We start from the raw sequence: 26,494 nt of genomic DNA on the forward strand, positions 1-26,494 counted from the left end.
TACCGAAAAAACCTTTGAAATAATTCAAAGGTTTTATTGATCTCTTTTCTTAAGAATCTCTTCAATGTCTTCCAGGGAAAATCCTTTTGCTTTTAATAAAATCAGTAAATGATATAAAAGATCAGCTGCTTCATTTTTAAAGAGCAATTCATTATCATCCTTAGCTTCAATAACTAGCTCTACTGCTTCTTCACCTACTTTTTGAGCCATTTTATTCATTCCTCTCTGATAAAGTGAATAGGTATAAGATCCATCAACTTTACCGTCAATCCTTTGAGATATCGTCTCTTCCAACTCGTATAAAAAACCTTTTGCATCCTTATCACCAAAACAACTGAAACTTCCTGTGTGGCATACCACATTAGTGGGAACGGCTTTAATCAGTATCGTATCCTGATCACAATCTATAGCTATACTCTTCACTGTTAAAAAATTACCGGACTCCTCTCCTTTTGTCCACAGTCTGTTTTTGGAACGGCTGAAGAATGTGACCACTTTTCCTTTTTTTGTTTTCTCAAAAGCCTCCTCATTCATATATCCCAACATCAGCACCTGCAGTGTCCGGTCATCCTGGACTACTACCGGAACAAGGCCATTATCTTTTTTAAAATTAATATTCATCGTACTTTTATTTTTTGAATTTTTAACTGTTGTTTTAACTCCTGAATCCCTATTTCATTAAAGTGGAATATGCTGGCTGCCAATGCTCCCGTAGCCTTAGTTTCATTAAAAGCTTTAACAAAGTCATTGACTGTTCCCGCACCACCGGAAGCTATTACAGGGATTGTTATCTGTTCTGAAACCTGCTTTGTGATGCTAAGATCAAAACCATTTTTAGTTCCGTCACCATCCATAGAGGTTAAAAGAATTTCACCGGCCCCTAATGCTTCTGCTCTCTTGGCCCATTCTACAGTGCCCAGTTCTGTAGCTTCTCTTCCGCCTTTAATGTGAACAAGATCGGTTTGGTTGACTCTTTTAGTATCAATTGCAACTACTACACACTGGCTTCCAAATTCATTAGCCAGCTCAGCAATCAGTTTTGGATCTTTTACCGCAGAGGAATTGATACTGATCTTATCTGCTCCGGCCTCCAAAAGCTTTCTTACATCTTCCACAGAGGCAATTCCACCCCCAACGGTAAAGGGAATACTCAACTCTTTGGCGATCTTCCCTACCAGTTCCACAAATGTTTTTCTGTTTTCAATGGTCGCCGTAATATCAAGAAAAACAAGCTCATCAGCCCCTTCCAGTTCATATTTTTTGGCAAGTTCCACCGGATCACCGGCATTTTTAAGATCCTCAAAATTGATTCCCTTCACTGTACTTCCATCTTTAATATCCAGACATGGAATAATTCTTTTTTTAAGCATTTTCAATAAAATTTTGAAGTTGTTGGAGACTTATTTTTCCTTCATAAATAGCCTTACCGATAATGGTTCCTGCACATCCGATATCTTTCATTTTATAGACATCTTTAATCCCCGAAATACCACCACTGGCAATCAGCTGTAATGAGGTTTTATATAAAATTTCAATATAGAGACCTGTTGAAGGTCCTTCCAGCATTCCATCCTTTGAAATATCGGTGCATATTGTGCTTTGCATTCCCTTTTTCTGATAATCGAGAATAAAATCTATAATATCTTCATCGCTTTCTTCCTGCCAACCGGAGGTCTTGATTTTCCTGTTATCACAATCGGCGCCCAGAATAATTTTTTCAGGACCATATTTTTCAATGATCGTAAGACAAAACTCAGGATCCTGTACGGCAATACTTCCTAATGTGATTTGTTTGGCACCTGAATCAAAGGCTGTTTCAATGTCCTGTAAGCTTTTTAATCCACCTCCAAAATCAATCTGCAACGAAGTACATTTTGCGATCTCTTCCAATACTTTCTGATTTACAATATGTTTAGACTTCGCCCCATCAAGATCCACCAGATGAAGAAACTGAATCCCAAAGTCTTCAAATTCCCTGGCCACTTCTACAGGGTTCTCATTGTATATTTTCTTTGTGCTGTAATCTCCTTTGGACAGACGCACGCATTTTCCATCAATAATATCAATAGCCGGAATAATTTTCATCATAATAAATTTATAAAGTTGTTGAGTATCCGGCTGCCTACGCTTCCTGATTTTTCAGGGTGAAACTGTGTTGCATAAAAATTATCTTTCTGTAAAGAAGCACTGAATGGAAGGATATAATCACACACAGAAGTGGTGAATTCTGATAACTCGCAGTAGTAGCTGTGAACAAAATAAACATCATTTTCCGGGGTAATTCCTGAAAATAATGAGGAATTACCTCCCGAAACAGTATTCCAGCCCATATGAGGAACAAGTTCCAAAGGAGGAAACCTTTTTACTTTGATATCGAAAATCCCCATTCCTTCGGTATTTCCTTCTTCATTTCCTTTACACATCAGCTGCATTCCCAGGCATATTCCCAAAACAGGCTGTTTCAATGTAGGAATAAGCTTATCAAGTCCTTTTTCTTTCAAAAGTTTCATCGTAGATGAAGCCTCGCCTACACCAGGAAAAATCACCTTATCTGCCTTCATAATCTGCTCATGGTCATCTGTAATGACTGAGCTGATATTTAGCCTGTTTAAAGCATTCTGTACGGAGCTTACATTGCCTCCGTTATATTTTATTATTGCGATCATAAGTTTTTACAATAGTTTACTAACATTGACAGTAGATTTTAAATTAAATTCAATCTTTTATGTGCTTATAAACTTCCTTTGGTTGAAGGTAAATTATAGTTACTATCAGATTGGTTGACTGCCATTTTCACAGCTTTAGCAAAAGCTTTGAAAATTGATTCTATCTTGTGGTGCTCATTCTCTCCTTCTGCTTTAATATTTAAATTGGTTCTTGAAGAATCTGTAAAAGATTTAAAAAAGTGAAAGAACATTTCTGTGGGAACATCCCCTATTTTTTCTCTTTTAAATTCAGCATCCCATACCAGCCATGGCCTACCCCCAAAATCAATAGCTACCTGCGAAAGACAATCATCCATAGGGAGTAGAAAACCATATCTTTCGATTCCTTTTTTCTTTCCTAAGGCTTTTAAAATGGCTTCTCCCAGCACTATTCCCGTATCTTCAACCGTGTGATGCTCATCCACCTGAAGATCTCCGTTTACTTGGATGCGAAGATCCATATTACCATGCCTTGCAATCTGGTCCAGCATGTGATCAAAGAAATGAAGCCCTGTTGAAATTTCAGATTTTCCATTTCCGTCGATATTCACTTCAATTTCTATTTCCGTTTCATTGGTCTTTCTATAGACTTTGGCTCTTCTCATTCCAGACTTTAAGAACTGGTAAATCTCATTCCATTCTGTTGTCACCAAATCTGCTTCATTATTAAAGTTTTGGTTTAAGAAAATAGATTTAGAACCCAAATTATTAGCAAGTTGAACGTCCGTTTCCCGATCACCAATTACATAGGAATTTTTCAGATCGTAATCACCATAGATGTATTTTCCAAGCATTCCTGTTCCCGGTTTGCGGGTGGGCATATTTTCGTGTTCAAAACTTTTATCAATAAGAATATCACTGAAAATAATTCCTTCATTCTTAAAAGCCTTCATCATTTTTTCATGAGGCTGAGTAAAGGTATCCAGAGGAAAGCTTTCTGTACCCAGCCCGTCCTGATTGGTCACCATCACCAATTCATAATCCAGTTCATTGGCAATTTTTGCAAGGTTCTGGAAAACACCGGGATAGAATTCCAGTTTTTCCAATGAATCAACCTGAAAATCAATGGGAGGTTCTATAATCAGGGTACCATCCCGATCGATAAACAATACTTTTTTCATCCTTATATGTTTTTTAAAAGGTTAATCAATTTTTCATTTTCCAGACGGTTGCCTATATTAATCCTGATACAGCCGGGAATTGCAGGATCTCTCCTACTGGTCAATATTTCCTGCTCCAGCATTTGTGTATAAACATTTTCTATATCTTTTAATTTGATCAGAAAGAAATTAGCATCTGTTGGAAATACTCTGGTAATACATTCAATATTGTTAAACTGATCCTGCAACCATTCACGTTCTGTGATAATATCGCGGACATTTTCTTTTAACTGATTTTCATTTTCAAGTGCTTTCAGGATCAGTTCCTGGCTCAATGCATTAACATTGTAAGGCGCTTTTACTGTATTGACCAACTGAATGGTCTCTTCCGAAGCATAGGCAACCCCTACTCTTGCTCCTGCAATCCCCCAGGCTTTAGAAAAGGTCTGAAGAACAATAAGATTAGGATACTGACCCAACAGTTCCAAACTTGACTTTTTACCGGAAAACTCAATATAAGCTTCATCTACAACGACAATACCATTAAAATTCTGAAGGTAAAATTCAATATCTTCAGTACTGTTACCGGTTGGATTATTGGGCGAGCATAAAAAGAAAACTTTGATAGCTTCTTGTTCTACTATTTTTAAAAAGTCATCTTTTACAATCTCAAAGTTCTCATCCAGATTCAGTTGTAAAACCCTGTTTTCATTAATAGTGGCATAAAAACCATACATTGCAAACGATGGATTCATCATCAGAATAGCATCTTTTTTAGGCTCACAAAAAATTTTAATAATCAGATCAATCAGTTCATCACTTCCGTTTCCTATAGCGATCTGCGTAGGAGAAAGAGTTTTAATTTCTGCTAAGCTGTTTTTAAGCTTTCTCTGGGTAGAATCCGGATAACGGTTCCATTCCCCAAAAGGGCTTTCATTAGCATCTAAAAATGTTGGGGCATTAAATTCATTATGGTCTCTGAAACTTATATACGGCTTTAGTTTTAAAATATTTTCTCTTACCAGTGTATTGATACTTATTGTGCTCATTTTATTATTTTAATCTTATTGATACTGCATTTTTGTGGGCAAAAAGGCCTTCTGCCTCAGCCATTACTTCTATTGTTTTTCCTAAATTCTGAAGACCTTCTCTGGATAAATACTGAAAGGTAATTTTCTTTACAAAGCTGTCCAGAGATACTCCACTATAGTTCTTTGCATAGGCATTGGTCGGAAGGGTGTGATTGGTTCCGCTGGCATAATCTCCGGCACTTTCGCAGGAATAATTTCCAAGGAATACAGATCCCGCATTCTGAATATCAGGAATATATTTTTCAAATTCCCTGATCGCCAAAATAAGGTGTTCCGGAGCATATAAATTGCTGAACTCAATGGCATCTTCAATACTGTTTAACACTATAAAACTGCTGTTTTCAAGTGCATTTCCTGCCATTTCATTTCTAGGTAAGTCCCTAATTTGCTGTTCAACGGATCCAACCGTCTCATTAAAAACTTTAAGGTCTGTCGTAAGGAAGATAACCTGACTATCACTACCATGTTCTGCCTGTGAAAGCAAATCTGCTGCACAGAATTCCGGGATGGCTTGCTCATCAGCTATCACGAGCACCTCACTTGGCCCTGCCGGCATATCGATGGCTACTCCAAACCGTTGGGCATATTCTTTTGCTGCTACTACAAACTGATTTCCCGGACCAAAAATTTTATATACTTTTGGAATACTTTCTGTACCCAAAGCCATTGCTGCAATTGCCTGAGCACCTCCTGTTTTAAAGATCTTTGAAATTCCGCACACTTTGGCAGCATACAAAATAGCAGGATTAACAGCTCCGTTTTGATCTGGTGGCGTACAAAGAATGATTTCTTTACACCCGGCAATATTAGCAGGTACTGCAAGCATCAAAACGGTTGAGAATAAGGGTGCTGTACCTCCCGGAATATAAATCCCCACCTTTTCTACAGCCCGGTTCTCTCTCCAGCACACCACTCCTTTTGCAGTTTCAATCTTCTGAACCTCAGCATTTTGTGAAACGTGAAATTTATAGATGTTTTCTTTGGCCTCCTGAATAGCCAGTTTCAACTCGTTGCTTAATTCATTTTCTGCATTATCAATCTCATTTTCAGGAACAGAGATACTTTTTGTTTCTGCTTTATCAAATTTCTTATTAAATGCTATAAGAGCTTTATCTCCGTTGTTTTCAACCTCATTAAAAATTTCTGAGATCAATCCGCTAATTTCTTCCCGTTCAAAAACGGGGCGCTGTACCAGATCTGCCCATGTTTCTTTTGTTGGATATCGATATATTTTCATCTGTATTATTTTTCTTAGTATAAATTGATTGTTATTTTTTGACTTAAGATTTTTTAAGGAGCTAAGAATGATTAAAACGATAATTGAAGGTATTTTCAAACTTAACTTATCTTAATTTTTCTTTTCTTAACAGTTCATTATTTTGTGCTTTACATGACCATTTTATCAATAGGAATGATGAGAATATCCTGAGCACCGTTTTCTTTCAGTTCATCAATAACTTCCCAGAATCTTTCCTGATCAATCACAGAATGAATACTGCTCCAGCCTTCTTCAGCCAATGGAATTACAGTAGGGCTTTTCAGTACCGGAAGTACATCTGCTACCTTTTGGATCTTATCATTGGGAACATTCATCAGGATGTATTTTGAATTCTTTGCTTTTAAAACGGCTTGAATTCTGAAAAGAAATTTATTGAGAATAGCAGCTTTTTCGGATGACAGCTGTGGTGTTTGAGCCAAAACAGCTTCTGATTTCAATAAAGTAACAGTTTCCCTCAATCCGTTTTTGAATAAGGTACTTCCGGAGCTTACAATATCACAGATTCCGTCTGCAAGCCCAATGTTTGGAGCAATTTCTACAGAACCGGAAATCACGTGAATATCTGATGTGATTCCTTTTGTTTCTAAAAAATTCTTAAGGGTGTTAGGATAAGAGGTGGCTATTTTTCTACCTTGAAAGTAAGCCGGATCATCAGTTTCAATTTCTTTGGGAACCGCAATGGAAACACGGCATTTTGAAAAACCCAGTTTCTCAACAATCTGAATCTTTTTCTGTTTTTCAATTAAAAGATTTTCTCCCACGATGGCAACATCCACCACTCCGTCTTCCAGGTATTGAGGAATATCTGAATTCCGGAGATACATGATTTCCATCGGGAAGCTGTCTACTGAAACTTTAAGCTGATCTTTTCCGTTGTTGACAAAGATTCCACAGTCCTTGAGAAGCTGCAGGGATTCTTCATATAAACGGCCACTTTTCTGAATCGCAATTTTTAATTTACTCATTTCGTCTTTTTTGAGTCTGAGTAAATAAAAGCTGATCTGTTGAAATTTCTGAAGAGAATTCAGGAAACAAAAAAACCGTCTACTTACTCAGACGGTTTTTTTAATATTTTTGATTTTAGCACAAACATATATCAATCAATTCCGCCTAACAGAGATGATGATAATAATGATGTAATGCTAAAATTATTGGTTTCATTGTATTGAATTATGATGCAAATGTAGGATTTATTTTTAAAATGCAAAGTTTTTTCAGATAATTTTTTGATAAAGATTCATCAGATCTTTTGCAATGGACTCATCATTGAACTTCTGAACAAACTCAAAACCCTTTTCCTCACGGCGTTTTCTTTCGGATTCATTTTCCCACAAAAATTTTATCTTGGCCTTGATATCAAGATCATTTTTAGGATCAATATAGACGGAATCTTTCCCCCCTGCTTCCGGAAGACAGCTTGCATTGCTTGTTACCACTACTGTTTTTGAAAAAAGCGCCTCTATCACAGGAATTCCGAAGCCTTCAAAGAAACTTGGATATACAAAAATATTAGCAAGTTTGTAGATTACAGCCAATTCATCCATAGAAACTCCTTCCAGAAAATGCACTTGCTTTTCCATTTTGTTTTTCTTCAGAAAGCTTTCTATTTTCTGATAATATTTGGTCTTCTTTCCTACGACTACCAACGGAATTCCTGTATCTCTGATCGCTTTTACAACATTCAGAAGGTTCTTGCGGTCTTCAATGGTTCCTACATTCAGAATAAACCTTTCCGGAAGATTAAATTTATCTTTGGCTGCTTGAATCTGTTCGGAAGACTGTTGTTCTTTAAACGCTTTATGACAGCCCTGATAAATGACTTCAATCTTGCTTTCAGGAACTTTTAAAAACTCAATAATATCTCTTTTGGTCTGTTCTGAAATTGCAATGATCTTATCTGCCATTTCAGCAGCCTTTTTAAACTTCCAAAAGTGGATTTTACGGTCAAAAAAGGAGTAATACTGCGGATATCTCACAAAGATCAGATCATGGATGGTAACGATTTTTTTAATAGGTTTCTGATCCCATTTCAAAGGTAATTCACCGGATAGACCATGGTAAATATCTGCTCCTAGTTTCTGGGAATCTTTTCCCATTTTAAGCTGACGTGAAAAGTTTCCTTTTGAGGTTTCCACAAACTTAACATTAGGGCGGTCAAGAATATCCTTTCCCCGTTCAGATTTATTTTTGTTGAGCAACAGATATTCATTATCCGGCTCATATTGTGAAAGAATCCTTACCAGATCTCTTGAATAATTGCCCAGTCCGGAGGTGTTATGGAAAAAACGTTTTGCGTCAAAAGCAATTTTCATGCGTGTATCTGTTTTTGAAATTCCTGAAAAGTACCAAAAGTATGGCCTTTTTCTTTAAGCCATCCTACAAAGGTATCAAATCTTTCCACCATATCCTGTCCGGAATTTTTCACGGTAAAGCCAGGCAGTTTAAATGCTTCATCCTTAATAGATGAAAACTCCCACGGATGGAAGTAAATATTCAGATAGTTATCTTTTTTCAAAACATCAGCAGCTAACTTTTTATAGAAAGCTAAAGGAAAGTTGTGAAAGCTTAGCCAGAATAAAGGAATTCTGAAATTAGGCGATACAGATGCGGGAACCTGCATTACATTTCCTTCTTTGAAGTAAGTTCTTGATACTTTAAGATTATTATACCTTCCGGGTAAAAACGTAGGATTAACGGATGAATTGTATGAATACCCTGCCTTCTCCACTTCTTTTTCATCTACCGGCATCATTCTCGGCATTCTTAATCCGGTCACTTTTGTGGAAAATAATTCTTCCAGCCTTTCTCTTGATTCTTTCAGGTGTTTATTTTCAAATTCTGAATGAAACCAGGTATGAGAAGCCAGTTCGTGCCCTTCATTAAGCAACCTTTCAATAAGATGTTTACTGTTTTCAGCAAAGACTACAGTAGAAAAAAAGGTCGCTTTTGCTCCGTATTTTTTTAGAATATTTAAAATATTTTCAAGTCCGTGCTGAGATATAGAGATTTGTTTATCGAAAGAAATTTCTCCTTTATATTCTAAAGGCATGTCGAACTCCTCGATATCAAAACTTAATAAAACCATTTAAAAATTTTTGTTTTTTATAATATAATTAGGTCTTTCTTTAACCTGTTTAAAGATCTTACCTAAATAGATACCAATGATTCCCAGGATAATCAACTGAAGCCCCCCAAAGAACACAATGGTCATAATTAACGATGCCCAGCCTGAGATCTCAGTATGCACCACAAATGAATGAATAACATAGGCAAGATATCCAATTACTGAAAGTACTGAGAATAAAAAGCCCAGATAAGCTGCTAAATAAAGCGGTTTTACGCTAAAGGCAGTAATTCCTGTAAAAGCAAATTTGAGCATTTTTTTCAGGTTATAACTGCTCTCTCCTGCTATTCTTTCTCCTGCTGTAAAATCGATTCCGATTTGTTTGTAGCCCATCCAGCTGGTTAGACCTCTCAGGAACAGGTCATCTTCTTTAAAGCTTCTCATCGCCTCTACGGCATTGGCATCCATCAGTCTGAAATCAGATCCGCCTCCTTTGGTAAGGTTCACATCTGAAAGACTGGACAAAAGCTTATAGAACACATCAGAAGTCTTCCTTTTAAAATAAGAAATCTGTTTGGGATAGGTTCTTACCGTATACACAATATCATACCCTTCTTCCCACTTCTGAATCATTTCAGGGATCAGCTCAGGAGGATGCTGAAGATCGCCATCCATTGAAATAACGGCGTTTCCATCTGCACAATCCATTCCTGCTTTTACAGCTGGCTGATGTCCGAAGTTTCTGGAGAATTCAATAAATTTTACTTCTTCATATTTGCCGGACAGTTCTTCCAACTTCTCTTGTGTATTGTCTCTGCTTCCATCATTCACAAAGATGATTTCAAAATCATAATTCTCCAGTTCTGAAAAAACTTCTTTTATTTTTTCATGAACTAAAGCAACGTTACCTTCTTCATTATGAGCAGGAATGACAATAGAAATTTTCTTCATACCTTAATTTAAAGTGTAATCCTTTTCGAAATCTTTGGTTGTTAATTCGTAAATAACTCTCAACCAAACGACGATACAAGGTACGGCTTTCAAAGAATATTTAATGATATAATTTTGCTTGATAAATTTCGGGAATAAATCCGATGGTGAAAAACAGGTCAGAATGATAACAAACACCAGTAATCCAATAATGAATGGTGTTTTTTCTTTCTGAAGAGTAAACCATATCATGACTCCTGCTACCGCAATAATATACGTTGGTGATTCTGAACCTGAACTGAACAATACTAAAAAGAGTAATGTAGAAGCCAGAATCATCAACTGAAATGCATAGTTCTTATACTGCTTTATTCTGATATACGGTAATGCAAATAAAGGAACACCAAAAGCTAAAAAGGTAAGATTTGAAATGGACGCATCCCCCAGAATTCTTCTTACAAACCCCATCAGTGATATATCCTGCATATTTCCCAACACCTGATTATCATTGTTTTTTGAAATCAGAGATGTTGCCCAGTCAGAATAACTCTGAATCACGAACTGCGGACTGGAATAGATCATCGGAATACATAAACATACTGCGGCAATGACAATTCCTGAAAGAATAAATTTAACCTTGTTTCTGATAAAGAAAAACTGAGATAACCCTACAATTCCGTAAAGTTTTACAAAAATCCCAATCACAATGGCTGTAGCAGACTGTACTTCTTTTCTTTCATAAATGAATATGGCAGATAACATTAGAAGCCCTACTAAAGCAATATTGAACTGTAAACTTACAGCAGCAGTAATGTATTCCTGCAGACATAACAAGGCAAAAAGTGCCTTCTTAGGATCTGAAAATGGAAGCTTATGAATCGCATACAGGAAAATGGCTGTGTTGGCTACATTCCATAAGGCAATTCCCATCCAGTCAGGCATTACCGCAAAAGGAGCAATCAGTAAACTGAAAAAAATGCCATAATGATTCATATCAGAATAACGCTCAGGATACTGTAAATACAGATTTTTCTCATCAAGAGTATTGAAAAACACCCCTTTGAAAATCAAATAGTTATTAATTGCCTGATATCCTCTGGAAAATTTAGAAAGTGCAGTAGCGATGGCTACAATAATATAAACCCCAAATATATATTTAGGGTTTAAAAGTATGTTAAGAAATTTTTCTTTCAAAATAGGTTGGTATTAGTTTAAAAACTTAATCTTAAACAGCTACATTATTCTCCCTCAAAGCATCATTAAGAGATGTCTTTTTATCTGTAGATTCTTTTCTCTGACCAATGATCAATGCACATGGAACCTGATATTCTCCCGCAGGATACTGTTTTGTATAGCTTCCAGGAATTACTACAGAACGGGCAGGAACTCTTCCTTTAATTTCGATTGGCTCACTTCCTGTTACGTCAATTATTTTTGTAGAAGCCGTTAATACAACATTTGCTCCCAATACCGCTTCTCTTTCTACATGTACTCCTTCTACAACGATACATCTCGAACCGATAAAACAGTCATCTTCAATGATTACCGGAGCAGCCTGTAATGGCTCAAGTACACCACCGATTCCTACACCACCACTCAGGTGAACGTTTTTACCGATCTGTGCACAGCTTCCAACTGTTGCCCAAGTATCTACCATTGTTCCTGAATCTACATAAGCCCCAATGTTTACATAAGATGGCATCATAATTACTCCTGAAGCTACGAAAGAACCTTCTCTCGCAATGGCATGAGGAACTACTCTTACTCCTTTTTCCGCATAATTTTTCTTTAAAGGAATCTTGTCATGGAATTCAAACGGACCTACTTGAATAGTTTCCATTTTCTGGATCGGGAAATACATTACTACTGCTTTCTTCACCCATTCATTTACCTGCCAACCGTTTTCCGTAGGTTCAGCTACACGAAGTTCTCCGGAATCTAATAAAGAAATAACCTCTCTGATCGCTTTCTGGCTGTCTTCATTTTGTAATAGCTCTCTATTATCCCAGATGTTTTCAATAGTTTGTTGTAACGACATGTTTCTTATTTAAATTAGTTTGAAAAATTATACCCGCCAAAGATACAAAAAAGTTCAGCAAAACGATTTTTAAGTTTATGCTTTTAATAAAGACTCAGCATACGTCCAACCCTCTTTTTATAAGTCTCATAGGTTTCTCCGTGTTGTTTTAATAAATGATCCTCTTCAAGGCGTATCTGAACCTGTATCAAAATATTTCCTGTCAAGAAAAATATCAGAGAAATCATTGTAGGAAGAAGGAGGAAGAATCCTATAAGACTTACTGTCATTCCTAAAAAGACAGGGTTTCTGGAAAAGGAAAATACACCATTGGTAATGAGCTTAGTTTTCAACTTATCATCAATCCCGATTCGCCATGAATCCTTCATATAAAGCTGAGCCACAATCACCCATATAAAAGAAAATATCATTAATGCAATGCCGATATACTGAAATACATCAGAATCTAAAACAGATATTTTGAACGCATCCATTATTATATCCGGAAATAATAAAAGCAGTGATGTATACATGAATAACCCCATTAAAACAAGCTTAAAATACAACCCTACCAATGCATAAGCAGAATCATCTTTTGGTAAAACATTAGGGTTCTTCCCTATTTTTTTAGCTACAGCAATGCTGATTCCGAGAAATGAAACTAAAAAAAACAGGATAAAATAAATAGGGATAAAGAATCTGATAAAATCTGTCATGGTTTGTTTTTGTGACAAATTTCAAGGATTTTACCATGCAATACTATTGCAATAATTACTGTACAGAAATAATCATTGCAACCTTTTATCCGGCACAATCCGGTACATTTTGTACAATAGCCGCATGTATTGAATTTCGGCTAAATACAGCTTTTAATAATACAAACTAAAAAATTATATTACAATACATTAAATACATTTATTTAAACCTTAGATTTAGATACAGACTTGCGCTTTTTAAACTCTGTCAAGCTCATGTTATGCTGCTTTTTAAAAAATTTATTCAGATGACTTTCATCGGAAAAACCGAATTCAGTAACAATCTCATTAACTCTCATATCACTGAAAAGAAGACGGTGTTCAATTAGTCTCAATTTATAATTCAGAATATAGTGGGTAATGGTTTCTCCGCTGTGATTTTTAAAGTAGCTGCCGAGATAAGTTTCAGACAATCCAAATTTCTGAGCGATTACAGAGACTTTTAAAAGAGCCGGATCGTGAATATTACCTTGAATATAATCAATGATTTCAACAATTCTTTTATCAGTGTTGGAAGCCACATGTTCAATCCGCATTTTTGATATATTTCTTGCAGCAATCACAATTAAAGCATTCACATAATGCAGCGTCAGTTCTTCCTGATAAATATCCGGATGATGAATCCCATGAAGAAGTGAAGAAGCAATTGATTCCACCAGAACAACATCCGGTTTATTCTGCAAAATACATCCGGAAAGATAAGATGCTCCATACAGCAGGCACCCTATTGAATTAATGTTATTCCATTTATAATCTTTTACATAACGCTCACTGAACTTTACGAGTAAAAGCTCTGTTCTTTCTTTAATTTCCAAGTGATGTTTATCTTCAGGAGTCAGTAATAACAGGCTCCCTTTAGTATAAGAAGCAATATTGTCATTGATTACAAAAGAACCTTTTCCGGAAATGACATATATAATCTGAAAGAACGAGAATTGAATACCTTTTAAGGGGCAATTTTCAGTTTCATAATATTCAACTTTAACCAATTGATCTATATTCTCTCTTTTCATGTGGTAAAAGTACTTATTTATCATTAAAATATACTGATTTTTTACATTTTTTCTGTCCAAATTTGCTACATCAAAATTTTTAAAATCAATGAAAAGATCAATCTATGTCCTGGCGCTTGGAGCTTTTGGCATTATTACTACTGAATTTGGTGTTGTAGGTATTCTTCCTACCATCAGCAGACAATTTGGGGTATCAATTGATACAGCTGGATGGTTATTGAGCGCTTTTGCCATTACTGTCGCTGTGTCTTCTCCTTTTATCACCTCTTTCACCAGCAAAATAAACCGTAAGTTTCTCCTATGCCTTGTAATGAGCATATTTGTACTATCCAATATTATATCTGCTTTTTCTACAAACTTTACGATGCTTATGATTGCCCGAATATTACCGGCAATATTACATCCACTTTTCTGGAATATTTCCATTGCTATTGCATTTAAGGAAAAGGGTGCAAAAGGAGTTTCTACCGTCATGCTGGGACTGAGTCTTGCCACAGTTCTCGGTATTCCGATGACGACCTATGCAGCTGACCTCTTTCACGATTGGAAAGCTTCATTTTTTCTGAGCAGTGGCATCAGTTTAATTGCATTTATCGGATTATTGGTTTTTATTCCCTCTATACCTGCAGAAAAAGAAAAATCCGGACAGAATCAATTAACCATATTGAAAAATCCTTTCTTGTGGATGAATCTTATTTCTACTATTGGTACTTTAGCCGCTATGTTCTCCAGTTACACTTATCTTACTGCTTATCTGGAAGAAATCACCAGAATGAATGGAGCCCAGATCAGCATTATGCTTCTTCTTTTCGGAGGGATGGGAACGCTCGGTAACTGGCTCATGGGAATAGCTTTAAGCAGAAATGTAAAACTCACCTCAAGGTTGTTTTTACTGCTGTTGATTTCAGTACAGGTTCTGGCTTACTTCATGGGTGGAGTTTTTATTCCGATGGTTATCATTGTGTCCTTCTGGGGAATGATTCATACAGGAGGTTTTTTGGTTTCAAATATCCGAACCACGCAAAACATTCCTCATCATGCGTTGGAATTTGTGAACAGCTTACTTACATCCTCTTTTAATATTGGAATTTCACTAGGTGCCTTTCTTGGAGGAATAGTCAGTGCTTATTATGGAGTTCAGTATGTCCTTTCGGTAAGTGTTCTACTTCTTTCAGCTACATTCTTACTAAGTTTCTTTTCTTTCCCAAAAGACATTTTAGAAAAGGAAAAAACCGAACAAAACGAACTTGTAACTTCTGCTTGTGAGCAAACTTAATCTATACAAAGAGCTTATTTTACAAATGAAAGCAACTCCTCTCCGGAAAGAGTTGCTTTTTTTGTTATGTTTTGGCTAAAGCCAATGGAATTGATTTGTTTTATTGATTACATGGACTAAAGTCCGTTCCTATTGAATATGATAAATCATTCTCAAAACGGATTAAACTTCGACCCTACAGAGCTATTATCTATCCTATTGATTTATATGCTATTGTGAAATATTTAGATTCTCTTTATTTTACATCATCAATAATAAACTCCATCGTCCTCTCAATATGTTTTTCTTCAATGATTCCCATTGCATATTTTCGGTTTCTCCCGAAATTATATTTTGTAAGGTAAGCCTGGTTAATCTTGTCGGTTAATTGCTCTATATCTTCAGAAACTATTGCTTTAATGGTATATATTTCATCATCACATTTGATCTGTCCTACTGAGCTTTTCAAAAAAGTATTATACCAGCTTCTTTCAGCAAGTCCCCATGATCTGGCAAAAATTCGGTTTTGAACTACGACCATCCAGATCTCCAAAAAATCAGGTCTTTCTGATCCTGCTTTTATTCCGATAAGATTATTAGTTTTAATATAATCCAGTACTTTGTTTTTATTCATTTTGCTAATAAGTTTCTGTAAAACTATGATTAGTAAGTATTGAATAAAAACTTTTTATACAGAGGGATAGAAATAAGATGTGTATGGTATATTTGTATATGCAGATTGATTTTTAAAGCATCATTTTACTGATGGTATTGAGGAGGCAATCTTTATAGCTTTTGGCAACGGTAATTTTTAAATTCCCACATACAAGCTGATTATCCTCAAAAGAATCAATATTAGTAAGGTTCACAATATATGAGTTATGAACTCGCATGAATTCATCCGGCAGGCTTTCAATAAGATCTTTAAGTGTCCGATAATAAATATATCTTTTCTCGTCTATGGTATGAACTTCGACATAGTTTCCAAGGCCTTTGATGACAACGATATCTTTAAAAAAAAGCTTTACCAGTTTTTTGTCAGTTTTAATAAAAGCAAATGTCCGGTTCTCCATGGAAACTATTATAAAACCCTTTGGGCATGAAGGTAAGCCTTATTCCAATATTTTTCGTTCAGGGATGAAATAACAACTCCTTTTGAAGTGGAAGCATGGATGAATTTCACTTCTCCGTCCGGGCCAATATCATGAACAATTCCTACATGGGAAACCCTGCTTCCGCCTGCTGTTGCAAAAAACAACAAATCTCCGGGCTTCACATCTCTAATATCAATATTTCTTCCTGTTTCAGCCTGATCAGAAGATCTTCTTGGAAGGTTAAATTCGTTTTCTTCAAAAACCTTTACGGTAAATCCTGAACAGTCAAAACCTGAAGAGGTATTCCCCCCAAATCTGTACGGAGTTCCAAGGTATTTTTCAGCATCTTTTAATACATCATTAATGGATCTTGAAATATTTCCATCAAATTTAGAATCCAGCTTCCTTAGATTTTCGGATTTCACCACCGTTTTAGAACCTGATTTCCTGCTGGAAGATACTTTTTTTGAGCTTCCACAAGACACTACAAAAGCAGATGCAATCAGCAATACAGAAAGCTGCTTTATGCTCAATTTTTTTTCAAATAATCCTGATCCCATATTCGTCTGATTTTTACTTGATTAACGATTGATGTACAAATATACATTTTATATTTTAATTATAGTATAACTATACTACAACTATATTATAAATATATGTTAAAATTTGAATTCCCGTTATTTATTGCTATATTTGAGTTCAATTTTGGAATATGGCAACATATGAAAGTTTAATTAAGATCAAAGGAGCTGTGGGTGACCTGGTTTTTTATACTCTGAATGGAAAAAATGTGGTTCGGAAGAAAAGCGGGTTCAATAAAACGGCCTTTAAAAAGGATCCGTCTTATGAAAAGGTAAGACAGAACAGTTCTGAATTCGGACATTGTTCAAAAATGGGAAAGATCATCAGAAAAAGCATAGATCTTTACCTGAAAGAAACAGGTGATACCCTACTCTACCAGAAATTTGCAAAGCTGATGACTGAAATAAAGGATTTGGATGTTATTTCTGAGAAAGGAAAACGGACCGTTGAGAACGGACTTAAAACTGAAGAAGGAAAGAAACTCCTTACAACCTTTCAGTTTGGAGAAATAAAAAATGTAGCCCTAGAAGTTCAACGTCAGGATTACACTCTGCGTATAAAAGAAAATGCTGAGGCAGGAAAAGCGATAATCATTACCATAAAGCTGAATTCAGAGAATTATACTGTTGAGAAAACTGAAGAAGATCTCATTTTGGGCCAGCATCAGATAGCTTTTAAAAAGTATTTTTCACAGGATGGTTTTATACTTTATTTTATAATACTGAAAAATGAAAATGGTGAAATTTCCCGGATGGGATTTGTATAAATAAAAAAGCCTGCAGTTTTGCAGGCTTTTTTCTGTTATTTTTTGTCTCCTTTCCAGGTTCCGTATTGTGCCGGAGTTGGCAGAGTATTTGACCAACTTCCGCTTCCTTTTTTATCCGGATTAAGTTTTCCTTTGAATTCTCCTTTTGACGGAAGACCTACTGTTCCAATCAGATCTCCTGTATTACTCAGATTACCTGAAATATTATAGTTGTCATTACTAACTTCGGAGTGCATCGTTCCTGATACTTTTCCTGATTTATCCACTACAAAATTCCACACTCCTTTATCACCACCTTCGTATGTTCCGGACCATGTTCCTACATAATCATAGATAGTGTCATCATCAGAGCTGCAACCGATAAATAAAAATGCCGTTAGTAAAAGTAAAAAAAGTTTCTTCATAGTTTCAGTAGTTTTATAACCTAAAATCCTGTTATTCTCTATTACATTGCATTAGACACACTTTGTTCCAGAGAATGAGCTTAATATTTATTATTTTTTATTCCGTGCAAATCTACTAATTTTTTCATTCAAATTATCTGAATTCTAATCAGGAGACAATATGTTTATTAAAAAACAACATATTTTGGCTAAAATACAAATATTTTTCAAACAAAACAGAGAAGCTAAATTTTTGAGTTATTGTTTAAAAGTCTTTGTTTAAAATTTTCATCAATAAACATATATTGTAATATAAATTTAGATATAAAAGATTTTTAATTAGTTTTTTATACTCCATTCATACATATTTCTTACCTTAGTGAAAAATTTTAACGTATTTAAATAATACCATGAAAACAAAGACTTTTTTTTTGTCAGCACTTGCTTTGTCTAGTTTCGCAAGTGCCCAAGTAGGAATCAATACAACGTCTCCTACAAACACGTTGGATGTTAACGGGTCGATAAGAGTAAGAGGACTTTCAAATCCTGAAAATAAAATCGTTGCTGCTAATGCACAGGGGGTTCTGATGCTAATTTCTCCTGAAGAGATTTTTTCTCCTAAGGCTTTATTAAATACTTCCATGTCATCCACTGAGCAAAGATTCACCGTATATGAAGGAAAATGCTTTCAACCTGGAGACAATGCTTCTTCCTGTACTGTTTCTTTAAATCATTATACCTCTTGTGCAGGATTTAGCAATCCCGTAGACACGCAAGTTGTAGTGGTACAAGGTATTAATACAAGTAACGGACAATTCTTAGGTTCATGGTCTGCCCGATATGTTGATAATAAAGGGTTTTCAAATGCTACTGCTGTGGCTAACCAAACGGCACCAGACTACCCGAGAATCTCCTATCCGGGTGCTAATTCTGTAAATTATTTAGGAAGCGGAAACTTTAACGGGCAGTGTAATACGGATCTGATAACAACCATTAACCAGACAACCGGAGATATAAAAATAGAATCTGTAAAAAGAAACATGTATGCCCACCTGGTATACCTTCTTTCTATAGCTCGTTCAAAAAGTTTATAGTAAAGGATTTAGTGTGAATTAATATATACCCCAGAGAAAATCATTCTTTCTCTGGGTTTTCTTTTATTAAATAAAATTATGATTTATTAAACCATTATGCATTCAATTTCACCTATAATACAATTAGATTAATTATGCAAATTAATTACATGGAATGCTGATTACGATGAAGACTTAAATTTTATCCTTGTGAATAAGGAAATCGAAAATATTCAGCTTGTGCGATAGGGTTAAGAACTGCTATAATTCTTGACAGTAGATTTTTTTGTTGCCAGCCAGCAAAGTACGGAGCCTGCACAAACCATTAAAGCTCCCTGCCAGAAAGACAATCCTAATGATGTAGATAAAAGAACTGACGACAGTACCGAAGACAAAACCGGAATAAAATAGGATGCCCCCGTTAAAATCGTAACATTTCCACCCAGAATTCCGATATTCCAGGCCGCATATCCAAATCCCATTGCACATGCGGCAAGCAAGAGGTATACAACTGAAGAAAGATTAATTTCTATATTCACTGAATCACCTATTATTAAATATTTTATCCATAAAGCAACAGCTACCATCATAAAAAATAATGTTATTCCGTTTACTCCATTTGCGATACGAACGGTTACCACACAATAAGCAGCCCATAACAGAGCTCCTATAAAAGCCAATCCATAACTCAGCGGATTGGTTTCTATATTGGCAAGCATTTGAGTAATATCCAGTCCCTGCTCTCCACCCAATACCCAGACGATTCCCAACATAGAAAGAACAATTCCGGGGACAATCAGCCAATTGGCTTTTTTATTGGCAAAAAGAATAGTAGCCACCATTGTAAATGTTGGCCAAAGGTAATTGACCATTCCTACTTCAATAGCCTGTTTACTATTAGTAGAATATCCTATGGAAAGGGCCAGACAGAGCTCATATGAAACCATAAGCAGCCCTCCATATATCAAATATTTTTTGGGAAATTTTGATAACGGAATCCATTTCATAGTGAAAAGTAAAAATATAGAAGCCACAGTATAAATTAAGGCTGCACCTACTGTCGCTCCAAAGGAATGACTTACTTCTTTGATAAGCCCCACAATGGAGGCCCACAGTAAAATAGCACAAAATCCGATAGCTGTGGCTTTGGTCTGTTGGGTCATAGAATGTTTTTGTTTTTTATAATTGAATACGTCCTCAGTCGTCCTCAAAATTAACGATTTCCAATTACTTTATTTCTTCAGTATGAACAGAATCACGCTAAATTTCTTTTTTATTATATCCTATAAGCACAGGCAAAAAGGATTACCTTCATAAAACTACAAAAAAGTAAAAATGATCTGTCAGTTTCTGTTTGTTATTTTTAATCCATTTCTACTCCAATGATACCCCTTTAGTTAAGGGAAAAAAGTTATCTTTGAAAGAATTAAATTTTTAATCATGAAAGAAAAAATCGTTCAGATCACCCATGTTACAGGAAAATATATATTAGATATAACTCCCGGCAGGCTTAATGAAATGCAGGAACAGATTGACAGATGTTTAAATAATGAACAGGCAGCTATAGTTGTAAGAAACGATAAGGGAGAACAACTCATTTATCCCTCAGAACTTTTAAAGAATAGTTTTATCACAATAGTTGACAAAACTATAACTGAAGTATTCTAGTAAAAATCCTCTATTAAAGGACTATTTCATTTATAGGTAATAAAAAAAGCTTAGTTTGACGGTTTTTTATTGTCCTGAGTAATTAAAAATTCCATTAAGCCATTAAATTTCAAAAATATTCTTACAAATATTTGTAAATACCATTTAAATACTTACTTTTGTACCGCTTCAAAAAAGGGGGATTGGCGCAGTTGGCTAGCGCGTTTGACTGGCAGTCAAAAGGTCACGGGTTCGAATCCCGTATTCTCCACTTGGTATAATTGGTAAAACCTCTAAATACACTAAAAATTTATTAATCCTGCAATTTTTTTTTGCAGGATTTTTATTTGAAAAAATGCATATTTTTCAAATGAACTCGTAAATTTTGTGGCAAAAGGGTGGCAATTTTTCACCTTCATTAAAAAAAGAAAGGAGTACATAGTTATGTACTCCTTTTCCAATTTAAATTTAATTTCACTATATCCAGCCTGTATTTATAAACAATAAGATTAATTTACAAACCAGTTTGAACCGTACCTTGTATATTCTACCGGTATATCAATTTCTTCTTTCAGATCCACTGCCGCGCTCCTCACCCAAAAAGGATCTCTTAGCATTGCTCTTCCGACAAAAACAAGATCAGCTCTATTATTTCTCAAAATTTCCTCAGCCTGTTTTCCAGTTTCTACAAGGCCAACCGCCCCTGTCAGAATATCAACTTCTTTCTTGATCAGTTCCGCTGCACCAACTTGGTAATTGGGATAAGAATTGACCTTTACAGCAGCAATCCCTCCAGAGCTGCAGTCAATCAGATCTATACCATCAGCTTTCATCCATTTTGCATAATTGATAAAGTCCTCAGGTATATTCCCCCCTTCTTTATAATCATTACTTGATATTCTTACAAAAAGAGTTTGATCCCAATAATTTTTTACTTCTCTAATAATCTCGGAGAGAATACGATATCTGTTTTCCTGTGAACCGCCATATTCATCTGTACGTGTATTGGATAATGGTGAAAGAAATTCATTGAGCATATAGCCATGTGCTGTATGAATTTCTAAAATATCAAAGCCTGCTTCTTTTGCCCGTCTCGCTGCTTGGCCGAACTCCGCCACAAGTTCTTTAATCTCAGGAATGGTTAGAGCTCTTGGTATTGGAAAATCCTCAGACAGAGGGATTGCTGATGGAGCAAGACGTTCATAATCTCCTTCTTTTGGAACATAGCTTAGGCGGCCTCCGTGTGAGATCTGTGCTCCTACTTTAGCACCATATGAATGAATTTTATCGATCAGTTTCTTCAGGCCTGCAACATGTTTGTCTGCCCATATCCCTATATCATTCGGACCTATCATCCCTTTTTTATTGATGGCCAGCGATTCCAAAAAAATCAACCCAACCTGACCAAGAGCGCGTGCCGTATAATGCGTCGTCAACCAGTCTGTAACCTCACCGTCTTCATCAGCGGCATGCATACACATAGGCGACATCACAACTCTATTTTTTAACTTCAGATCTCCAATCTGAAATGGAGACAATAACATGGTATTACTCATAATATTTGTTCTTTAAATTTAACAACACAAAATTATACTGAATAAATAATCATTTATAGGTATATTTTAAATATAATTAAGTAATTTTGTGATGCTAAAAAGCTCAATAATTTAAAAATGAGAAGCAGTAATTTTCACAATGATTTTGAAGTTATTCATAAGCGAATCATAGAATGTCCGATCAATAATGTAAGCCTTGATCTGTTTCAGTTTATTTATATTGTATCAGGAAATGGTTCCTACATGATCAATGAGAGCAGCACCAGTTTCCAAGATGGTGATCTGTTCCTGATTACACCCAATGATTCCCATACCTTTAAAATGAATATGGAATGCGAACTTGTTGTACTGAAATTTAAAAAGAAATATATTGAAGACTATTCATGGAAAAGCATCAATCATATTGAATGTTTGCTCTACTACTCTTCCAATATCATTGGATCTGTTTTGCAAAATAATAAGGATAAATATGTTGTAAGATCACTTGTTGAAGCAATTCTGGAGCTCAATACAGATACCGACTCTTATAATGAGGATATATTGAGAAATCTGATTAATGCAATTATTGTCATTACAGCAAGAAACCTTTCAGCTGTAAAACCTGACACAATAACAAGTACTTCTGAATCAAAGATTGTTAGGATCTTAAATTATATTCAAGCCAACATTTATAGCCCTGCAAACCTTAGAAGTACAGTCATATCCACAGAGTTTGGCGTATCCGATTCATATTTGAGTGCATACTTCAAAAAGCAGTGCGGAGAAACATTACAAGCTTATATCAATAAGACAAGGCTACGGCTAATTGTCCATCGTTTAAAGTTTAGCGATTGCCGTATCAATGAAATTGTTGATGAATTCGGTTTTACAGACGAAAGCCATATCAACAAGTTCTTTAAAAAACAGGTTGGTGTAAGTATGGTTAATTTTAGGAAAAACTTTAACAGCTCAGTGCAGCACCCGGAAAAAACAAACTAAGCCCACATGAATTATGTAGACTTAGTTAAATTTTTCTTTTGTAATTGGTTTATTGTTTCAAAAATGCAATAAACTCTGTGTTGAATTTTTCAAGTTCTTCGATAAAAAGTCCATGGCCACTTTTTTCAAACTTTACAAGCTTAGATCCTTTAATACCTTGATGCATCTGCTCTGCAAGCGCAAATTCTGCAATTTTATCCTGCGTACCATGGAAAATAACAGTTGGGATGGTTATTTTAATCAGTTCAGGCCTTAAATCTGTGTCACGAAGAGCAATCAGGCCTTGCGTCGTAGCATAAGGTGATGCTTCCATATTGATCGAAAACAGCCAGCTGCTCAGTTCTGAAGAAATTGAAGTTTCCGATGCACCGAAGATGGTACTAATGTTTTGCAATAGTAAAGGTCTATTATTTTTACTAAGTGCTATCAGACCGTTGAGATCCTCAATACGAAGACCGTAAGGATAGTCAGATCTCTGAGTCCAAATTGGTGCAGCAGCTCCAAATAAGGCAAGTTTACTGACCTGTTTGTTCCCAAATTTTGCCACGTAATGAATAGCAATTGCTCCGCCCATAGAAAAACCACCTAAAGTAACATTTTCTAATTTGAGTTTTTTAATAACCTCTTCAATGTCGTCTGCAAATACATCATAATTGTATTGACCGAAAGGCTTGCTCGATTTGCCAAATCCACGTAAAGTAATACCGATTACTCTGAACCCTTTCTCAACCAACTCCTGGTATTGATATTCAAACATCGCATCGTTAAGCGGCAGACCATGAATTAGAACAACCGCCGGACCATTTCCCAGATCCGTTACATGTAATTTTACATTTTTCTCAACTTCTATATATTCTTCTCTAGAAGTTGAAGTTGATAATTTAGTTTGTGCATTCATTTTGATTGATAAAGTTATAATAGTGAATACTAGTAATGTTCTGGATAGTATAAAGTTGAAGTATCCAGTTTTTTTAGATAAATATTTATCTGTTGCTCTTTGCATTTTGATAACTGTTTAAATTTCTAATGCAAAATTACATTACCCTATATGTCCCATTATAGACCTTTTATCTCCTATAATTGCACTTTTTCCCCTTAACGTAACGCGATATACTGTTTGCGGAACTGCAAAGGAGACTCGCCACAATGTTTGGTGAAAATACGTACGAAATGAGCATCATCATCGTAACCCAAGCTATAGCCTATTTCTTTAACGGTAAGTACTGAATGCGCTAAAAGTCTTTTAGCTTCCAGCATGATCCGTTCCATCAAGATCTGCTTTGGTGATTGATAACCGAATTGCGTGATTTTTTTATTCAGATGTTTAGGTGTCACAAATAACATGTCGGCATATTCGGCGATAGCATGCACACTTTTAAAATTGCGTTCGATAAGCTGACTGAACTTTCGCACAAAATCAAGCTCCTGGTTGCTTGCATTATCATTGATATGATGCTTTATCTTCCAGATCCTAGTTCCTTTTATAATCAGCTGCTTTAGCAAAAGCTGTAGCATCTCTTCATTTGCTGAATCAACATTTTCAGTCTCAAACTGAATATTATTGAAAATACTTTGTATAGAAAAAGACTCTTCTTCATTCAAGTCGATCGATGGAATTTCATACACATTATTGTACAAGATACCGTGACATGCTACCTCAGAATCATTGATCTCAACACAATAAAAATCCCTGCTGTAATACAGCAATATTCCCTCTACCGGAAGGTCACCTAGCAACTCAAATATTTGCGAATGATTGATAAAAAAAAGGGTATCTGAATGAATATGATAATGGGTAAAGTCGATCAGCACTTCTCCCTCTTTCAAGAAAAGAATTTTCATATATCCCCCAAGCTCCTCCATCAATGTGGAAAAATCATCTACTCCTTTGAAGGTCACAAAACCTAGTCTATTATATTTTATATGTGTATACATTACCTACAATTCTAAAGAAAGCCTTTAATATTTCAAAAAAGAGAAACAAATTTAGGAAATTTTCCAGCATAATAAACCAATACAAAAGACGATACGTGTTTAGTCACAAATAACAAAACATTTTATTTACTTGCTATGTAAATATTTGATTAATGCGATTCATATAGCCCTTTTCTGATAATGCTCTTCTATAGATTATATTTTGAAATACAGTTCTTTTAAAAGCATTTCAGTATTGTTTTTACGTTATCAGCAATGACTAGAATATTAGATATAACTTTAAGTTTAATTGAAAGACTTTCTAAATTCAAGCGGTGATGTTTTGGTAAGGTTTTTAAATAACCTCTGAAACGTTTGTGGATAATCAAATCCAAGTGAATAGGCAATTTCACTCACAGATAAAGCAGTAGTTGACAGCAATGTTTTTTGCTTGTTCTATAATCTTATTTTGAATATGCTGCTGTGTATTTTGCCCTGTAAGTGCACGTAACATATCCGTCAGATAATTGGCAGACATATTCATCTTCGAAGCTAAATATTGAACTGTGGGCACTCCGTTTTTCATTAAATCTTCATTTTTGAAATAATCATCAAGGTAATGTTCAACCTTAATTAGTATATCGCTGCTTGCCATTTTTCTTGTAAGAAACTGCCTATGGTAAAAACGATCACAATACTTGAGCAAAAGTTCCAGATGCGATATAATTAAATCTTGAGTAAATGCATCAATGGATAATGAAATCTCTTTGCTGATATTATTCATAATATCCACAACCATCTCCTTTTCAGTTTCTGACAAATATAATCCTTCATGTACTTCATAGAAAAAATATCCATATGTCCTGATTGTTTTTGCTAAGGAGTAATTCTGACAAAAGTCGGGATGAACAAGCAGTAACAATCCTTCCGGCTGCAAGCTCATATTTTTCTGGGGTACTATTATCTGCTGAGGAGCAACAAATGACATGACTCCTCCATCAAAATCATAATGATTTTGACCATATCCAAAACCATCACAATTCTTCTTAAAAGCGATACTAAAAAAATTATAAGCAATTGTTCTTTCCACGTCATCCATATCAATGCTTACGGTAGAGAGATCTATCACACTGACCAAAGGATTGGTTGGCTTTTTCAGTTTTAGCAGTTGGTGGACAGCTGAGATTGAAAAAATTTTTGGAGGATTTACTTTACTTTTCATTAACTGAAACCATTTATATCGTGTACCAAAAAGGCTTTATCAAATTTAATGAAATAAAACTTTGAACTTC

30 protein-coding genes and 1 tRNA gene are annotated in these 26,494 nt (G+C 35.4%); 6 read left to right on the top strand and 25 right to left on the bottom strand.

Annotated elements, in window-relative coordinates:
• Positions 1–33 precede the first annotated feature (33 nt).
• From hisIE to M2372_RS10340, 15 genes are all read right to left on the bottom strand, one after another.
• Complete coding sequence (hisIE, locus tag M2372_RS10270) at positions 34–621, bottom strand: bifunctional phosphoribosyl-AMP cyclohydrolase/phosphoribosyl-ATP diphosphatase HisIE (protein WP_123319219.1); 588 nt, start codon at positions 619–621, stop codon at positions 34–36.
• Positions 618–1,370 carry an imidazole glycerol phosphate synthase subunit HisF gene (hisF, locus tag M2372_RS10275; protein ID WP_123319220.1) on the bottom strand — a complete coding sequence of 251 codons (753 nt, stop codon included), beginning with the start codon at positions 1,368–1,370 and terminating at the stop codon, positions 618–620. Before hisF ends, hisIE begins: the two co-directional genes overlap by 4 nt.
• On the bottom strand, positions 1,363–2,085 hold the full coding sequence (gene hisA / locus M2372_RS10280; RefSeq protein WP_115968732.1) for a 1-(5-phosphoribosyl)-5-[(5-phosphoribosylamino)methylideneamino]imidazole-4-carboxamide isomerase: 723 nt from the start codon (positions 2,083–2,085) through the stop codon (positions 1,363–1,365). The genes hisF and hisA overlap by 8 nt, the downstream gene beginning before the upstream one ends.
• A complete protein-coding gene (gene hisH, locus M2372_RS10285; RefSeq protein ID WP_123319221.1) occupies positions 2,085–2,666 on the bottom strand; it encodes an imidazole glycerol phosphate synthase subunit HisH in 582 nt (193 codons plus the stop codon). The genes hisA and hisH overlap by 1 nt, the downstream gene beginning before the upstream one ends.
• A gap of 65 nt (positions 2,667–2,731) precedes the next feature.
• On the bottom strand, positions 2,732–3,826 hold the full coding sequence (gene hisB / locus M2372_RS10290; RefSeq protein WP_123319222.1) for a bifunctional histidinol-phosphatase/imidazoleglycerol-phosphate dehydratase HisB: 1,095 nt from the start codon (positions 3,824–3,826) through the stop codon (positions 2,732–2,734).
• Positions 3,827–3,828: 2 nt separating this feature from the next.
• Positions 3,829–4,854 carry a histidinol-phosphate transaminase gene (gene hisC, locus M2372_RS10295; RefSeq protein WP_123319223.1) on the bottom strand — a complete coding sequence of 342 codons (1,026 nt, stop codon included), beginning with the start codon at positions 4,852–4,854 and terminating at the stop codon, positions 3,829–3,831.
• 4 nt (positions 4,855–4,858) lie between these two features.
• Entirely contained in the window at positions 4,859–6,133 is a 1,275-nt protein-coding gene (hisD, locus tag M2372_RS10300) for a histidinol dehydrogenase (protein ID WP_123319224.1), read from the bottom strand.
• A gap of 149 nt (positions 6,134–6,282) precedes the next feature.
• The gene (gene hisG, locus M2372_RS10305; protein WP_123319225.1) at positions 6,283–7,140 is read right to left on the bottom strand and encodes an ATP phosphoribosyltransferase; all 858 of its coding nucleotides are present in this window, start codon (positions 7,138–7,140) and stop codon (positions 6,283–6,285) included.
• A 249-nt stretch (positions 7,141–7,389) separates the two neighbouring features.
• Entirely contained in the window at positions 7,390–8,487 is a 1,098-nt protein-coding gene (locus tag M2372_RS10310) for a glycosyltransferase family 1 protein (protein WP_123319226.1), read from the bottom strand.
• A complete protein-coding gene (locus M2372_RS10315; protein WP_123319227.1) occupies positions 8,484–9,260 on the bottom strand; it encodes a polysaccharide deacetylase family protein in 777 nt (258 codons plus the stop codon). The genes M2372_RS10310 and M2372_RS10315 overlap by 4 nt, the downstream gene beginning before the upstream one ends.
• Positions 9,261–10,190, bottom strand: a complete 930-nt coding sequence (locus M2372_RS10320) for a glycosyltransferase family 2 protein (protein WP_123319228.1) — start codon at positions 10,188–10,190, stop codon at positions 9,261–9,263. It abuts the gene before it with no gap.
• A 3-nt stretch (positions 10,191–10,193) separates the two neighbouring features.
• On the bottom strand, positions 10,194–11,363 hold the full coding sequence (locus M2372_RS10325; protein WP_123319229.1) for a glycosyltransferase family 87 protein: 1,170 nt from the start codon (positions 11,361–11,363) through the stop codon (positions 10,194–10,196).
• A 31-nt stretch (positions 11,364–11,394) separates the two neighbouring features.
• A complete protein-coding gene (locus M2372_RS10330) occupies positions 11,395–12,207 on the bottom strand; it encodes a 2,3,4,5-tetrahydropyridine-2,6-dicarboxylate N-succinyltransferase (RefSeq protein ID WP_123319230.1) in 813 nt (270 codons plus the stop codon).
• A gap of 83 nt (positions 12,208–12,290) precedes the next feature.
• Positions 12,291–12,902 (bottom strand): isoprenylcysteine carboxylmethyltransferase family protein, encoded by a 612-nt coding sequence (locus M2372_RS10335; protein ID WP_115968742.1) that lies wholly within the window; start codon positions 12,900–12,902, stop codon positions 12,291–12,293.
• 203 nt (positions 12,903–13,105) lie between these two features.
• Positions 13,106–13,954 (bottom strand): AraC family transcriptional regulator, encoded by an 849-nt coding sequence (locus M2372_RS10340; protein WP_123320078.1) that lies wholly within the window; start codon positions 13,952–13,954, stop codon positions 13,106–13,108.
• An 88-nt stretch (positions 13,955–14,042) separates the two neighbouring features.
• On the opposite strand from M2372_RS10340, the gene M2372_RS10345 reads away from it, so the two are divergent.
• Entirely contained in the window at positions 14,043–15,230 is a 1,188-nt protein-coding gene (locus tag M2372_RS10345) for an MFS transporter (RefSeq protein WP_123319231.1), read from the top strand.
• A 235-nt stretch (positions 15,231–15,465) separates the two neighbouring features.
• On the opposite strand, the gene M2372_RS10350 is transcribed toward M2372_RS10345, so the two are convergent.
• From M2372_RS10350 to M2372_RS10360, 3 genes are all read right to left on the bottom strand, one after another.
• The gene (locus tag M2372_RS10350; protein WP_123319232.1) at positions 15,466–15,843 is read right to left on the bottom strand and encodes a DUF2255 family protein; all 378 of its coding nucleotides are present in this window, start codon (positions 15,841–15,843) and stop codon (positions 15,466–15,468) included.
• Positions 15,844–15,955: 112 nt separating this feature from the next.
• Complete coding sequence (locus M2372_RS10355) at positions 15,956–16,282, bottom strand: LytTR family DNA-binding domain-containing protein (RefSeq protein ID WP_123319233.1); 327 nt, start codon at positions 16,280–16,282, stop codon at positions 15,956–15,958.
• Positions 16,283–16,290: 8 nt separating this feature from the next.
• A complete protein-coding gene (locus tag M2372_RS10360; RefSeq protein WP_123319234.1) occupies positions 16,291–16,863 on the bottom strand; it encodes a C40 family peptidase in 573 nt (190 codons plus the stop codon).
• 152 nt (positions 16,864–17,015) lie between these two features.
• On the opposite strand from M2372_RS10360, the gene M2372_RS10365 reads away from it, so the two are divergent.
• Entirely contained in the window at positions 17,016–17,651 is a 636-nt protein-coding gene (locus tag M2372_RS10365) for a hypothetical protein (RefSeq protein ID WP_123319235.1), read from the top strand.
• Positions 17,652–17,686: 35 nt separating this feature from the next.
• Here M2372_RS10365 and M2372_RS10370 read toward each other — a convergent pair whose 3' ends face one another.
• Complete coding sequence (locus M2372_RS10370) at positions 17,687–18,055, bottom strand: hypothetical protein (RefSeq protein WP_123319236.1); 369 nt, start codon at positions 18,053–18,055, stop codon at positions 17,687–17,689.
• 389 nt (positions 18,056–18,444) lie between these two features.
• On the opposite strand from M2372_RS10370, the gene M2372_RS10375 reads away from it, so the two are divergent.
• Complete coding sequence (locus M2372_RS10375) at positions 18,445–19,128, top strand: hypothetical protein (RefSeq protein WP_148060749.1); 684 nt, start codon at positions 18,445–18,447, stop codon at positions 19,126–19,128.
• Positions 19,129–19,358: 230 nt separating this feature from the next.
• On the opposite strand, the gene yddG is transcribed toward M2372_RS10375, so the two are convergent.
• Positions 19,359–20,270 (bottom strand): aromatic amino acid DMT transporter YddG, encoded by a 912-nt coding sequence (gene yddG / locus M2372_RS10380; protein ID WP_123319239.1) that lies wholly within the window; start codon positions 20,268–20,270, stop codon positions 19,359–19,361.
• A 277-nt stretch (positions 20,271–20,547) separates the two neighbouring features.
• Here yddG and M2372_RS10385 point away from each other — a divergent pair, with 277 nt between their 5' ends.
• Complete coding sequence (locus M2372_RS10385; protein ID WP_123319240.1) at positions 20,548–20,775, top strand: glyceraldehyde-3-phosphate dehydrogenase; 228 nt, start codon at positions 20,548–20,550, stop codon at positions 20,773–20,775.
• A gap of 176 nt (positions 20,776–20,951) precedes the next feature.
• Positions 20,952–21,025: transfer RNA gene (locus tag M2372_RS10390), tRNA-Ala, on the top strand.
• Positions 21,026–21,263: 238 nt separating this feature from the next.
• Here M2372_RS10390 and namA read toward each other — a convergent pair.
• A complete protein-coding gene (gene namA, locus M2372_RS10395) occupies positions 21,264–22,310 on the bottom strand; it encodes an NADPH dehydrogenase NamA (RefSeq protein WP_123319241.1) in 1,047 nt (348 codons plus the stop codon).
• Between the two features lie 117 nt (positions 22,311–22,427).
• Here namA and M2372_RS10400 point away from each other — a divergent pair, with 117 nt between their 5' ends.
• Positions 22,428–23,288 (top strand): AraC family transcriptional regulator, encoded by an 861-nt coding sequence (locus tag M2372_RS10400; RefSeq protein ID WP_123319242.1) that lies wholly within the window; start codon positions 22,428–22,430, stop codon positions 23,286–23,288.
• Positions 23,289–23,337: 49 nt separating this feature from the next.
• Here the strand turns inward: M2372_RS10400 and M2372_RS10405 are convergent, their stop codons facing one another.
• The 4 genes from M2372_RS10405 to M2372_RS10415 form a co-directional block, all read right to left on the bottom strand.
• Positions 23,338–24,291: an alpha/beta fold hydrolase gene (locus M2372_RS10405; protein WP_228455693.1), complete on the bottom strand. Its 954-nt coding sequence runs from the start codon at positions 24,289–24,291 to the stop codon at positions 23,338–23,340.
• A 92-nt stretch (positions 24,292–24,383) separates the two neighbouring features.
• Positions 24,384–25,223 (bottom strand): AraC family transcriptional regulator, encoded by an 840-nt coding sequence (locus M2372_RS10410; RefSeq protein WP_123319243.1) that lies wholly within the window; start codon positions 25,221–25,223, stop codon positions 24,384–24,386.
• A 285-nt stretch (positions 25,224–25,508) separates the two neighbouring features.
• Positions 25,509–25,619 (bottom strand): hypothetical protein, encoded by a 111-nt coding sequence (locus tag M2372_RS25530; protein ID WP_310473124.1) that lies wholly within the window; start codon positions 25,617–25,619, stop codon positions 25,509–25,511.
• The gene (locus M2372_RS10415; RefSeq protein ID WP_310473125.1) at positions 25,612–26,424 is read right to left on the bottom strand and encodes an AraC family transcriptional regulator; all 813 of its coding nucleotides are present in this window, start codon (positions 26,422–26,424) and stop codon (positions 25,612–25,614) included. The genes M2372_RS25530 and M2372_RS10415 overlap by 8 nt, the downstream gene beginning before the upstream one ends.
• Positions 26,425–26,494: the final 70 nt, after the last annotated feature.

Origin of the sequence: Chryseobacterium sp. BIGb0232 (genome assembly GCF_024810195.1) — a bacterium.
GTDB lineage: Bacteria > Bacteroidota > Bacteroidia > Flavobacteriales > Weeksellaceae > Chryseobacterium > Chryseobacterium pennae.